Here is an 11,930-nt window from a genome sequence, read left to right as displayed (position 1 = left end):
AGTCATTTATCAAAACGAAAGCTGAAAGTTCCGAAATGGACGACACAGATCAAAAACTGATTGCCGCCTTGCGCCACAATGCGCGTGCCTCGCTGTCGGATCTGGCGGCGCAACTGGGGCTTTCGCGCACGACGGTGCGGTCACGGATCGAACGTTTGCAAATCCGGGGGGATATCGTCGGCTTCACCGTGGTGCTGCGCGGCGATACTGCGCGCGATCCGGTGCGCGGACTGATGATGATCGGGATCGAGGGGCGGGGCACCGACCGCATCACCCGCCAGCTACACGGCATGCCAGAGGTGCGCGCGCTGCATTCCACCAACGGACGTTGGGATATCATCGCCGAGATCGGTGCCGCCACGCTGGAAGAATTGGACAAGGTTCTGGCCCATATCCGGCGGCTGGATGGTGTCGCGAATTCTGAAACCAGTCTGTTGCTGGCCACCCGAAAATCCGGCTAACGCAAGGGGCGCGCAGGTTACCCTGTCAGCTTGTTGCGCGCGCCGCGCGCAGCCAGACAAGCACCAGCAGGATCGAAAAGATCGCATTCCAATTGGCCATGGTCAGCCCAAACAAAAAGGGATCAAACGCGTCACACATCACCAGTGCCGGCACATCACTGCCGCCGGGCAAAAGATCGCCACCGCTCAGATCACCCAGCGCATTGCCGTTTCCGGTACAGCTGGACGGGCCCAGCCAATATTTGCGCTCGACCCCGCTGTGGTAAATTGCGATCCCCGCCGTCGCGGCCGCCGCCAGTGCGCCGAAGACGGGCAACACTCGCCCCGGAAACAGCAATGCCAATGCCCCGATCAGGATCGCCGCCGCATGCGGCCAGCGCTGCCACAGGCACATGGCACAGGGCGCCCAGCCCAAGGCCTGAAACACAAAGGCCCCGCCAAGCAATGCGACAGACCCCAAAGTGGCCAGAGAGATGTACATTTTTCGGGTCATAGAAACTTCACCACAAGAAATCCGCCGATCAACACGGCCATGAACAGGGTCAACGCCAGCCCAAGCCGACGTTCGATAAAATCCCGGATCGGCGCGCCAAAGTAATACAGTAGCCCCGCCACCAGAAAGAACCGAATCCCCCGCGCAATTATGGAGGTGATCAGGAAGGTCATCAACGGCATCCCGGTCCAGCCCGACATGATCGTGATCACCTTATAGGGAAAGGGCGTGATCCCGGCGACCAGCACCGCCCAGAAGCCAAAGTCATTGAACCGGGTGTTGAATTCGGCAATCGCATCGCCCTTGCCCAGGGCGGCCAGAATCGGCTGGCCGAGACTGTCGTAAAAGAACGCGCCAATCGCATAGCCCAGCAATCCGCCCAGCACCGATGACACCAGCGCCACCAGCGCAATCAACCAGGCCCGCGACGGTCGGGCGACAATCATCGGAATCATCAACACATCCGGCGGGATCGGAAAAACCGAGCTTTCCACAAAGGAAACAAGGGCCAGAAACCACAACGCATGTGGGTGCTCAGCCAGGGCCAGGGTGCGGGTATACAGGTGGCGCATCATGATGGCGTCAGAGCATGGCACCGGGTCGGGGTCAAGAAGGGATAAAATCAGCAATTCCCCTCTGGACGAACTTGGAATCACAGGATAAAGACATCTTCCGTGCCCAAGTGGCGGAATGGTAGACGCAGGGGATTCAAAATCCCCCGCCTTAACGGGCGTGCCGGTTCGAGTCCGGCCTTGGGTACCACTATCACAGGTTTACCCTGTGTAAGAGAAAACCGCCGATCCCAGGATCGGCGGTTTTTCCGTTTTTGGTGCTGTGTCATCCCGCAGATGGTCCGCGATGGGCATATAGCCCTGTCCGTTATTCACACATCTGGCGAATATCCTGCGGTGTCCGGCCTTCGGCGCGATAGGTGGCAATGGCGCGGGCATCATCGCGTTTGGCCAGCCGTTTGCCCGCCTTATCGCGGATCAACCGGTGATGGTGATACATCGGCGTGGGCAGGCCAAGCAGGTGTTGCAGCACCACATGAATGCGCGTCGCCTCAAACAGGTCTGCGCCACGCACGACATCGGTGATCTTTTGCTCTGCGTCGTCGACCACAATGGAAAGGTGATAACTCGCGGCCATGTCCCGGCGGCTCAGCACGACATCACCAACTGTGTCGATCATATCCGCCGCTTCGATCCGGTGCTGTCCGGGGTGGTTTAGAGTTTCATGAAAATGTTTGTTTTCTATGCCTTGCACGGCCATCATGATGTCCAGTCTGAGCGCGGTGTCCTGCGGCATATCGCCGGTGCGGCGCGCGCCACGACAGGTGCCGGGATAGACAATCCCGTCGGGTCCGTGGATGGGCGCGCCTTCCTGCGGGGCGTTTGCAGCGGCCTGAATGTCGCGCCGGGTGCAGGTACAGGGATAGAGCAGCCCACGATCCCAAAGCGTTTGCAGGGCGTCGCGATACTGTTGGCTGCGCTCGGATTGACGCCAGACCGGATCCGGCCAATGCAGCCCAAGCCAATGCAGATCGTCAATGATCTGTGCCTCCCATTCGGGACGCGCGCGGCTTTGGTCGATGTCGTCGATCCTGAGGTGAAACACGCCCCCCTGCGCCCGGGCCATGTCAAACGCGGTACGCGCAGAGAAGGCATGGCCCAGATGCAAGGGGCCGGTGGGCGAAGGCGCAAATCTGGTTCGAAACGTCATGATTTCAGCGCCTTATGCCGCTTTTTTCAGGCCGCATCTGAACGGGAGGCACCCAACCATTCCTGCCAGGCTTCTTTGGCGCGGTCGGTATAGGCTTTGTAGCGGTCCTTGCGTCCGCGCCGTCCACCTTTGAGTCCGTCAACCGGGCGAAACAGGCCAAAATTGACGTTCATCGGCTGAAATGTCTTGGCTTCAGCCCCGCCGGTGATGTGGTGGATCAGGGCGCCCATGGCGCTGTCCTGTGGCACATCCGGCAAAGGATGCCCGAGGATGTCCGCCGCCGCCATCCGGCCCGCCAGAAGCCCCATAGCGGCGCTTTCGACATAGCCTTCGACCCCGGTGATCTGACCGGCAAATCGGATATTTGGCTGCGATTTCAGCCGCATCTGGCTGTCGAGCAAGGTCGGGGAATTGATGAATGTGTTGCGGTGGATACCGCCAAGACGGGCGAAACTGGCGTCTTCCAGACCGGGGATCATGCGCAGCACTTCTTTTTGTGCGCCGTATTTCATCTTGGTCTGGAAACCGACAATATTATAGAGCGTGCCCAGGGCGTTATCGCGGCGCAGCTGCACCACGGCATAGGCTTTGACATCGGGTTGATGCGGGTTGGTCAGGCCCACGGGTTTCATCGGACCAAAGCGCAGCGTTTCGCGCCCGCGTTCGGCCATCACCTCGATCGGGAGGCAGCCGTCGAAATATCCGGCGGTTTCGCCTTCGTGAAACTCGGTCTTGTCGGCGGCCAGAAGGGCGTCGATGAACGCCTCGTATTGCTCTTTGTCCATCGGGCAGTTGAGATAGGCTTTTTGCTCTTCCTCGGTCTCGCCCTTGTCATAGCGTGACTGCATCCAGGCCTTGGTCATGTCGATGCTGTCGGCATAGACAATCGGCGCGATGGCGTCGAAAAACGCCAATGCGTCTGCGCCGGTCTCGGCCCGGATGGCTTCGCCAAGGGTGCCGGATGTCAGCGGGCCGGTGGCAATGATCCACTGGCCGTCGCGCGGCAATTCGGTGATCTCGCCGTAATCCACCCGGACATTGGGCAGGGCGGTCAGCGCGGCGGTCACATCCTCGGCAAAGGGATCGCGGTCAACCGCCAGCGCACCACCGGCGGGCAGGCGGTGTTTGTCAGCGGTGGCCATGATGATGCCATCCGCAGAACGCATTTCCCAATGCAGCAGCCCGACGGCGTTTTGTTCGTCATCATCCGAGCGGAAGGAATTGGAACAGACCATTTCCGCCAGATTGCCGGTGCGATGGGCAAAGGTTTCGACCTTGGGGCGCATTTCGTGGATCACCACGTTCACACCCAGTTTTGCCGCCTGCCAGGCCGCTTCGGATCCGGCCATGCCGCCGCCGACGATATGTAATTCTTGTGTCATGGCCGCCCACATACGCCGTTTTCAGCGCATGTCAAAGGGGGCTATTGTGACCAGCCCGGTGCGCGTTTTTCCAAAAAGGCGCTGATGCCCTCGGCGGTGTCCTTGTCCAGCATATTGTCCACCATCACCTGGCCCGCATGGGCATAGGCGGCGTCCAGTTCCATTTCGGCCTGGGCATAGAATGTCTCTTTGCCAATTCGCACCGCAGTTGCCAGTTTTGCGGCGACCTGTTCCGCCAGTGCTGCGGTTTCCGCCGCCAATGCGCCCGCGGGCACCACGCGGTTGATCAGGCCAAGGTTTTCGGCCTGATCGGCTTCGATGAACTGGCCGGTGGTCAACATCTCAAACGCTTTCTTGCGGGGAATGTTGCGGGTCAGCGCGACCATGGGTGTGGAACAAAACAGTCCGATGTTGACGCCATTGACGCCAAACCGCGTGCCTTCGGCGGCGACGGCCATGTCGCAACTGGCGACCAATTGACAGCCGGCAGCGGTGGCAATGCCATGCACCTGGGCGATGACCGGCTGGGGCAGGCGGGTTAGCCCGGTCATCACGCTGGCACAGCGGTTGAACAAATCGGCGAAATAGGCGCGACCGCCGTCGGGATTTGCCCGGCCCGCTGTCATCTGTTTCAGATCGTGACCGGCGCAGAATGCTTTGCCTGTGCCAGAAATCACCACAACCCGAATGGTTTGATCCACCGCCAGCGCATCAATCTGCGCCTGAAGCGCCGCCAGCATTTCATCGCTGAGCGCATTCAACCGTTCTGGCGCGTTCATCGTCAGATATGCCACCGCGCCGCTGTTGATCCGTTCCAAAATCGCCATATTGCCCTCCTGCCATTTGCAGGTCAGCTTAGTCGGGGGATTGTACGGAGGAAAGCATGACGCTCAAAATGGATGCCAAAGAGATGGCCAGTTTTCTGGATAAGGTGTTTCCCCAGGTGCGGGGCATGTTTTCCATCGACCGGATGGATCCGGATCTTTTGGTGATGCGGCTACATGTGTCGGACCAGCATTTGCGCCCCGGTGGCACGGTGTCGGGGCCGGCAATGTTTTCGCTGGCGGATGTCGGGGCCTATGTTGCGACCATGGCGCGTATCGGACCGCAGGCGCTGGCGGTGACCACCAATTGTTCGATTGATTTCATGCGCAAACCCGTGGCGGGGGGGGATGTGCTGGGCGAATTCCGGGTGTTGAAGCTGGGGCGCAGTTTAAGCGTTGTCGATTGCCTGTTGTTTTCCGAAGGCACAGGCGCGCCGGTGGCGCGGGCCAATCTGACCTATTCGATCCCGCCCCGGGGCTGATCTGGGGGTGCAGGTGTGTCAGGCCATGAGATCCCGGATCATGTCCGGGATTTGGGCTGCGACAGGTGCGCAGATGGGAACCATCCTGACAATAGGGAAGTGCAAACTGAAAAAGGGCCCGGGATAGCCCGGGCCAAGGAAGAGGTCTGACAGGGTCAGGGATCTTAACCCCGCCAGAACGGGCGAACGACCTCTTTCGCGGCCATGTCGCGCGTGACGCCAATGTCATCGAGAAGATGATCACTGAGTTGTTTCAAATGGTTGCGGCTTCGGCGGTTGGCCTCCCATTTTGCGATCGCCACGACGATCTTCAGCGCCACCGTGGTAAACGGCGTCAGGGTGCGGCCATCAAGATAGCCGAGTCCATGGGCGGAGGATGCGTTGTGGTGTGCCATGAGAGGGTCCTTTCCAATTGTATTGACACAATACGGCTATTTGCCGTAACTATGGGATACAATGCGGCGGGGTTTTGGTCTATGGAATTATTGTGATGGGTACAATTTCGGTTGATGATGTATCGCAGTTTGAGGGGCCAAAGTATCGGGCCGTGGCCGCAGCAATCCGGCAGAAAGTTGCAGACGGCAGGTTGCCCGTCGGCGGCAAGATTCCACCGGTGCGCGAGATGGCTTGGGCCTTGCAGATCACGCCCGGCACGGTGGCGCGGGCCTATTCGGTCCTGACCGATGAGGGGCTTTTGACCGCAGAGGTCGGGCGGGGTACATTTGTGGCTGCGCCGACGCCGGATGCAAACAATATTCCGCCGCTCTTGATACAATATGCCACCCGAACTCGGATACCGTGTCTTTGACCAGTCCCAGCCTGCCGGATGTCGGGCAGGTGGGGCTAATTCGGCGCGCATTGCGACAGGTGGCAGAGAGCGCCGAGGTTGATTTTCTGAACTATCCGGCGGCCAAACCCTATGAACCGGCGCGACAGGCGGCGGCAAATTGGGTGAACGCTGGCCATCTGGGGCAGATCCATGCCAATGATGTGGTCCTCACCCATGGCGGCCAGAACGGCATTTCGCTGGTGATGCAATGTGTCTTGCGCGGGCGGCGGCCGGTCATTCTGGTCGAAGAGCTGTGTTATCCCGGCTTTCGTCGCGCGGCGGAATTGCTGCGCGCCGATGTGGTGCCGGTGCCGATGGACGCGCATGGGCTGATCCCGCAAGAGCTTGAGCGGCTTGCACAAATGCATTCGGCACAATTGCTTTGTACCTCGCCAGAGGTGCAAAGCCCGACAGTGTTGCACACGCCGTTGGCGCGCCGAAAAGAGATTGCAGCAGTGGCTGAACGCTGTGGTTTTGATATCCTTGAAGACGAATGTTACCGGCTGAGCGAGGCCAGTTCGCCCAGCTATCGTGTGTTGCTGCCATCCCAGAGCTTTTATGTGGCCTCGATCTCGAAATCCTTGACGCTGGCATTGCGCATCGGCTTTGCCGTCGCGCCCAAATCGCGGGGAAATGCGCTGCGGCGTGCGGCGGAAAACGGATTTTTCGGTCTGTCACGGCCATTGGCGGAAATGGTGGAAATCCTGCTGAGCGATCCTGCCACGCGGGATGCCGCCAGGGCGGTTCAGGCAGAGGTGGCGCGCTATGTGCGTGCGGCGGTCAATGCGCTGGGGCGATATGATCTGACATGGCATGAGAACATCCCGTTCTTCTGGCTGCGTCTGCCGACGGGGTGGCGGGCGGCGGCATTTTGCCAGGCGGCCGAGGCCGAGGGGCTTCGAATTCGCAGCGCCGAAGATTTTGCCCTGCGCGATGCGCGTGTCCCACATGCGGTGCGCATCGCGGTCAATGCCCAGATCACAATTCAATCGTTTGAGGCCGCAATGGACCGGTTGCGGCGATTGCTGGACGATCCACCGGAGAATATCGGTGTTTAAGTGGGGTAAATAGATACCTATTTTGCAAGATATTGTAAACAAACAAATATTTCGACTTAGCCTGTCTTGACTGCGCATTTGCAACCTTTATAACCCGGCCATCGAATTTGGTGGCGTGACCTGTGCGCGCCCGCACTCAAGACCTAAGGGTACACCCGATATGAAAACCTTCTCTGCGACTCCGGCAGATATCGAAAAGAAATGGATCGTGATCGACGCCGAAGGCGTGGTTCTTGGCCGTCTCGCTTCGATCATCGCCACCCGCCTGCGCGGCAAGCACAAGCCTTCGTTCACGCCCCACATGGATTGCGGTGACAATGTCATCGTCATCAATGCTGACAAGATCCAGCTGACCGGCAAGAAGCGCGAAGAAAACCATTACTGGCACACCGGCCATCCGGGCGGCATCAAGCAGCGCACCAAGCAGCAGATCCTCGAGGGCAAGTACCCCGAGCGCGTCGTGACCCTTGCGGTCAAGCGCATGCTGCCGGGCAACCGTCTGAGCCGCGTTCAGATGACCAACCTGCGCGTCTATGCCGGCACCGATCACCCGCATGAGGCGCAAAGCCCCGAAGTGCTGGATGTGAAAAACATGAACTCGAAAAACACCCGGGTGGCGAAATAATGGCTGACCAAATCAACACTCTCGAAGACCTGAACGCCGTTGCCGGCGTTGAGACCGTGGTCGAGATCGAAGCCCCGCGTGAGCCTGTTCGTGATGAATTGGGCCGGTCCTATGCCACTGGTAAGCGTAAAGATGCGGTTGCCCGCGTCTGGATCAAGCCGGGTTCCGGCAAGGTTTCGGTCAACGGTCGCGAAATGAAAGCGTATTTCGCCCGTCCCGTGCTGCAAATGATCCTGCGTCAGCCGTTCACCGTTGCTGGTGTCGAAGACCAGTTCGACGTGATGGCCACCGTCAAGGGCGGCGGTTTGTCCGGTCAGGCCGGTGCGGTCAAGCATGGTATCTCCAAAGCGCTGCAGCTTTATGATCCCTCCTTGCGTGGCGCATTGAAAGCCGCAGGCTTCCTGACCCGCGAACTCGCGCGTTGTGGAACGGAAAAAATACGGTAAGCGCAAAGCGCGCCGGAGCTTCCAGTTCTCGAAGCGTTAAGCGTTTCACACCGATCTTTGCAAAAGGCCGCTCTCTTGGGCGGCCTTTTCATTTGGCGCGGGGCTCATTGGCCCTTTTGGGCCGCTTCGCAAGGAATGTCCGCAAGGGCTTGACGTGCGGGCGACAAAGACGGACTTCTTTGCCATGACGGAATATCGGATCGAAGATGCCGGCCAATTGGCCAAGGTGGTGCAGGGCAAGGTCGACAGGACCCGCCTGACGTTGTTTTCCACCATGAAAAACGAAATGGCGTTCCTGCCTGCGTTTCTAAGCCATTACCGATCCATCGGCTTTGAACAATTTCTGATTTTCGACGATGCCTCGGACGATGGCACGTTTGAATATTTGTCGGCCCAACCCGATTGCGTCGTGATGCAGTCGCGGCTGACTTTTGGCGACGAGGTGCGGTATCGCGACCCTGACGGCGAATTGCATGTCGAACGCGCCGGCAGCTATTTCAAAATTGCCTTGCCGCATTTGTTTTTTGACAACGCCTTTGTCGCTTATGTCGATGCGGATGAGTTCATGTTTCTGCCGCCCGGTGTGACATCTGTTGCGGATGTGGTCGATCAATTGCGCCAGCAGGGGGCGACATCGGCCATTGCATCCGTGGTCGAGTTTTTTCCCGCAGATGTCAGTGGATTGTCCGGCGACATGCCGGACAGTTTCCAGGGATTGTTGCAGGCCTACGGTTATTTTCAATCAGAACGCCTGGTGCAGTTGATCCCGGGACAAATGCCGCAGTTGCAGGGGAAATCCAAAACGGCGCGGCTGTTTGGACAGTTCGGGGTGGCGCCCAAGGTCGCGCGCAAGGGCTTGCAGCGGCTCTACATGTCGTCGCGTGCCAAGAAGGCCCAGCAGTTCCAGAAATCCCCGCGCCACAAAACGCCGCTGGTATGCCGCAGTGATACAAGTCGCCTGACCGGGTCACATGCCGCGAATTTACCGCCGAGTGACACGGTTCTGCTGACCATCGCGCATTTTGTCTTTACCGCCCAATTCGCCGACAAGATCGCGCGGGCGCAATCCTGGGGTGCCCATGCCAACGGGGCGGCGAAATATCGCTATTACGCCGAGCTGCTGGACAAGATGCAGGCGGAACAGGGCCGTTTCCTCGACGAGAATTCGGTGAAATTTCAAGATGTTCAGCAGTTCATGGACTGCGGTTTGATGACCTATCCCAACACATAACGTGCAGAGGGCCAAAGCGTCGCGATCTGCGGCAGGCGAGTGGCCACCGCATGGTAAACCGGCGCATAATGGCGGGCGATTTCGGCGGTCAGATCCTCTGGCACACCTGATCCCTTGGCGCGTGCATTGACCTTTTGCGCGCCGGCCTCTGCCTCGACCGGGACTTCGGCGAACCGCGCCAAGGCGGTGATGCCGGTTGGTGTGAACAGATCCTCAAACAGGCATATATGCATGTTTTCGCGGGAAAATTCGGTGTCCAGTGCCGCCAGTGTCATATCATATCGGGTGCGGGCTGCGGCCTCGTTTGTGGCATAGAAGTCCCGCAGGGCCGTGTCGTTGTTGTCCTGTGGCGGCACCCGGCCGCGTTCCATTTCCATCCGCAGATGTGATCGAATGCGGTCGACCGGGTCGCGCATGGAAAAGATCGGTTTGACCGTGATCCCGGTGGCGTCAAACCCGGTTTTGATCTTGGCCAGCAGCGGCGCGGGCAGGGCGGCATAGCTGGGGGTGATGTCACCGGTCATGGTGATGTCAGGCTGGTTCAGCAGTTTGGCGAAATAGGCGAAATACTGGCGCCGGTCCTGTTGCAGGCGCCAGCGAAGATAGGCGGCGGGTTCCGCCAACCCCAAGCGGCGTTTGGCCTCTGCGCGCAGGATCTCCAGCTTTGATGGGTCCGCGACGCGGTAGCGGGCAAAGACCGAGCCAAGGTCGCTTTCCCAGACCTGATATTCGCCCAGGCGGCCAAAATCCGCGCCTGTTTGACGGTTCAGATAGGCCTGTATCCAGCTTGATCCGCATTTCTGCCCGCCGAGGCCCAGAAAAAATGTCTTGTCGCCCATGGTATGCCCTTAGGTATCAGGCGGGATCAGGCCAAGACCCCGCAGGTAAATGCCAATGCCGGTTTCCAGCAGATCTTCGGGGGGATAGGGGCTGCGCGTGCCGGGGGATCCGCGGGCAAAAAGCTCGACTACGCCGTGGCTGAGCGCCCAGATATGGGCGGAAAACATGGCCGCAGGTGGGCGTTTGTCCGCCGGGATATGTTCGGACAAGCCCAGCGCCGCCTTTTCCAACACATCGCGTGCCCGCGACGATGCTGCGGCCAGATCCGGTGTGCGATTGACCGAGACGCCGCTTTCAAACATCGCGATGTAATGGCCGGGATGCTTGCGCGCAAAGGCCAGATAGGCCCGCCCCGTGGCCTCAAACGCGGCCAGCGCGCTGGGTTTTCCACCGGAATAGGCGAAATCCATCACATCGGCAAAGATCTCATACCCCTGAAGGGCACATTCCGCGATCAGGTCTTCGCGCCCTTCAAAATGGCGATAAACGGCAGCCGGGGTCACACCCGCCTGTTTCGCGGCCTCGGACAGGGTGAAACCGGTTGGGCCGCGATCCTCGATCAGCCGCAGAGCGGCATCAATCAAAGCCTGACGCAGATTGCCGTGATGATAGCCACGTTTAGACATTGGTTGCGTTGGCGCGCCACAGATCCGGTCCGCCGGCAATCAGGCGGTCAATCTCGCCCAATGCGTCGGCGTCTTTGTTGGCATAGTCGATGCCCGCCAGAACACTGCGAATGGCGTTGATCCGCGCCCGTCGTTTGTCGTCACTGCGCACCACGGTCCAGGGGGCCACATCGGTATGGCTGCGCTCCAGCGTTTCGCCGATGGCGGCGGTATATGCGTCCCAGCGGTTCAACCCCTCGACATCAATCCAGCTCAGCTTCCAATGCTTCAACCGGTCGTTTTCGCGGGCCAGAAAACGGCGCAACTGTTCGCCGCGCCCGACATTCAGCCAAAGCTTGACCAGGATAATACCTTCATCCACCAGCATTTTTTCGAAATCAGGCACTTGGTTGAAAAAATGTTCGCGTTGGTCATCGGTGCAAAAGTCAAACACCTTTTCCACCACGCCGCGATTGTACCACGACCGGTCAAACAGAACGATTTCACCTGCCGCCGGCAGATGCTGGATATAGCGTTGGAAATACCATTGCGTGGCTTCCTTGTCCGTTGGTTTGCCCAGGGCCACGACGCGCGCCACACGGGGGTTCAGGTTTTCCCGGAACCGTTTGATTGTGCCGCCCTTGCCGGATGCATCGCGGCCTTCGAACACCACGGCAACCCGTGCGCCGCTGTCCTTGGCCCAGGCTTGCAGCTTGACCAATTCGATCTGTAACGCCGACATCGCTTTTTCATAGGCCTTGCGCGGCATCCGTTCGCCATAGGGAAAGCCCTCGGCCAGAATGTCGCCTTTTTCCGCGCGTTTGATCGCGTCGCGAATCTTTTTCGGGGCGTCTTTTTCGAAATAGGTGCTGATTGCGCCGTCGAACGGTCGTGCCATAGTCTTTGCCAAAGGGGGCCTCGCATATTTTTCA

15 protein-coding genes, 1 tRNA gene and 1 pseudogene are annotated in these 11,930 nt (G+C 59.3%); 8 read left to right on the top strand and 9 right to left on the bottom strand.

Annotated elements, in window-relative coordinates:
• The first annotated feature begins 35 nt into the window (after nucleotides 1-35).
• Nucleotides 36-461: an Lrp/AsnC family transcriptional regulator gene (locus AC0L4F_RS07675; RefSeq protein WP_244687045.1), complete on the top strand. Its 426-nt coding sequence runs from the start codon at nucleotides 36-38 to the stop codon at nucleotides 459-461.
• Between the two features lie 25 nt (nucleotides 462-486).
• On the opposite strand, the gene AC0L4F_RS07670 is transcribed toward AC0L4F_RS07675, so the two are convergent.
• Both AC0L4F_RS07670 and AC0L4F_RS07665 read right to left on the bottom strand, forming a co-directional pair.
• Nucleotides 487-954: a disulfide bond formation protein B gene (locus tag AC0L4F_RS07670; RefSeq protein ID WP_244687043.1), complete on the bottom strand. Its 468-nt coding sequence runs from the start codon at nucleotides 952-954 to the stop codon at nucleotides 487-489.
• Nucleotides 951-1,529 carry a YqaA family protein gene (locus tag AC0L4F_RS07665; RefSeq protein ID WP_244687041.1) on the bottom strand — a complete coding sequence of 193 codons (579 nt, stop codon included), beginning with the start codon at nucleotides 1,527-1,529 and terminating at the stop codon, nucleotides 951-953. Before AC0L4F_RS07665 ends, AC0L4F_RS07670 begins: the two co-directional genes overlap by 4 nt.
• Nucleotides 1,530-1,630: 101 nt before the next feature.
• On the opposite strand from AC0L4F_RS07665, the gene AC0L4F_RS07660 reads away from it, so the two are divergent.
• Nucleotides 1,631-1,716, top strand: a tRNA-Leu gene (locus tag AC0L4F_RS07660).
• A 117-nt stretch (nucleotides 1,717-1,833) separates the two neighbouring features.
• Here AC0L4F_RS07660 and gluQRS read toward each other — a convergent pair.
• Genes gluQRS through AC0L4F_RS07645 form a run of 3 tightly spaced genes read right to left on the bottom strand, consistent with a single transcriptional unit; the run spans nucleotide 1,834 to nucleotide 4,885 of the window.
• Nucleotides 1,834-2,676 (bottom strand): tRNA glutamyl-Q(34) synthetase GluQRS, encoded by an 843-nt coding sequence (gluQRS, locus tag AC0L4F_RS07655; protein ID WP_244687039.1) that lies wholly within the window; start codon nucleotides 2,674-2,676, stop codon nucleotides 1,834-1,836.
• A gap of 26 nt (nucleotides 2,677-2,702) precedes the next feature.
• Complete coding sequence (gene trmFO, locus AC0L4F_RS07650) at nucleotides 2,703-4,058, bottom strand: methylenetetrahydrofolate--tRNA-(uracil(54)-C(5))-methyltransferase (FADH(2)-oxidizing) TrmFO (RefSeq protein ID WP_244687037.1); 1,356 nt, start codon at nucleotides 4,056-4,058, stop codon at nucleotides 2,703-2,705.
• Nucleotides 4,059-4,099: 41 nt separating this feature from the next.
• The gene (locus AC0L4F_RS07645; protein ID WP_244687033.1) at nucleotides 4,100-4,885 is read right to left on the bottom strand and encodes an enoyl-CoA hydratase; all 786 of its coding nucleotides are present in this window, start codon (nucleotides 4,883-4,885) and stop codon (nucleotides 4,100-4,102) included.
• 56 nt (nucleotides 4,886-4,941) lie between these two features.
• Here AC0L4F_RS07645 and AC0L4F_RS07640 point away from each other — a divergent pair, with 56 nt between their 5' ends.
• Entirely contained in the window at nucleotides 4,942-5,364 is a 423-nt protein-coding gene (locus AC0L4F_RS07640) for a PaaI family thioesterase (protein ID WP_244687031.1), read from the top strand.
• A gap of 164 nt (nucleotides 5,365-5,528) precedes the next feature.
• On the opposite strand, the gene AC0L4F_RS07635 is transcribed toward AC0L4F_RS07640, so the two are convergent.
• On the bottom strand, nucleotides 5,529-5,759 hold the full coding sequence (locus tag AC0L4F_RS07635) for a DUF1127 domain-containing protein (RefSeq protein WP_244687029.1): 231 nt from the start codon (nucleotides 5,757-5,759) through the stop codon (nucleotides 5,529-5,531).
• A gap of 95 nt (nucleotides 5,760-5,854) precedes the next feature.
• On the opposite strand from AC0L4F_RS07635, the gene AC0L4F_RS07630 reads away from it, so the two are divergent.
• The 5 genes and pseudogenes from AC0L4F_RS07630 to AC0L4F_RS07610 all read left to right on the top strand — a co-directional run bounded on the left by AC0L4F_RS07630 (nucleotide 5,855) and on the right by AC0L4F_RS07610 (nucleotide 9,553).
• On the top strand, nucleotides 5,855-6,172 hold the full coding sequence (locus AC0L4F_RS07630; protein WP_348524074.1) for a winged helix-turn-helix domain-containing protein: 318 nt from the start codon (nucleotides 5,855-5,857) through the stop codon (nucleotides 6,170-6,172).
• Nucleotides 6,169-7,251 carry a PLP-dependent aminotransferase family protein gene (locus tag AC0L4F_RS07625; protein ID WP_348524073.1) on the top strand — a complete coding sequence of 361 codons (1,083 nt, stop codon included), beginning with the start codon at nucleotides 6,169-6,171 and terminating at the stop codon, nucleotides 7,249-7,251. Before AC0L4F_RS07630 ends, AC0L4F_RS07625 begins: the two co-directional genes overlap by 4 nt.
• Before the next feature lie 160 nt (nucleotides 7,252-7,411).
• The gene (gene rplM / locus AC0L4F_RS07620) at nucleotides 7,412-7,876 is read left to right on the top strand and encodes a 50S ribosomal protein L13 (protein ID WP_244687679.1); all 465 of its coding nucleotides are present in this window, start codon (nucleotides 7,412-7,414) and stop codon (nucleotides 7,874-7,876) included.
• A pseudogene (rpsI, locus tag AC0L4F_RS07615) lies at nucleotides 7,876-8,362 on the top strand (30S ribosomal protein S9). The gene rplM and the pseudogene rpsI overlap by 1 nt, the downstream one beginning before the upstream one ends.
• Nucleotides 8,363-8,476: 114 nt before the next feature.
• Entirely contained in the window at nucleotides 8,477-9,553 is a 1,077-nt protein-coding gene (locus AC0L4F_RS07610; RefSeq protein WP_244687027.1) for a glycosyltransferase family 2 protein, read from the top strand.
• On the opposite strand, the gene AC0L4F_RS07605 is transcribed toward AC0L4F_RS07610, so the two are convergent.
• From AC0L4F_RS07605 to ppk2, 3 genes are read right to left on the bottom strand one after another with little or no spacing between them, the layout of a single operon-like run.
• Nucleotides 9,538-10,392 (bottom strand): hypothetical protein, encoded by an 855-nt coding sequence (locus AC0L4F_RS07605; protein ID WP_244687025.1) that lies wholly within the window; start codon nucleotides 10,390-10,392, stop codon nucleotides 9,538-9,540. The two genes, AC0L4F_RS07610 and AC0L4F_RS07605, sit on opposite strands and share 16 nt — an antisense overlap.
• A 9-nt stretch (nucleotides 10,393-10,401) precedes the next feature.
• The gene (locus tag AC0L4F_RS07600) at nucleotides 10,402-11,019 is read right to left on the bottom strand and encodes a TetR/AcrR family transcriptional regulator (RefSeq protein ID WP_244687023.1); all 618 of its coding nucleotides are present in this window, start codon (nucleotides 11,017-11,019) and stop codon (nucleotides 10,402-10,404) included.
• Nucleotides 11,012-11,896 (bottom strand): polyphosphate kinase 2, encoded by an 885-nt coding sequence (ppk2, locus tag AC0L4F_RS07595; RefSeq protein ID WP_244687021.1) that lies wholly within the window; start codon nucleotides 11,894-11,896, stop codon nucleotides 11,012-11,014. The genes AC0L4F_RS07600 and ppk2 overlap by 8 nt, the downstream gene beginning before the upstream one ends.
• Nucleotides 11,897-11,930: the final 34 nt, after the last annotated feature.

Source organism: Marinovum sp. J2-8 (genome assembly GCF_055808435.1).
Note: the sequence above shows the minus strand (reverse complement) of the source record. Positions and strands in the feature narration are given on the sequence as shown.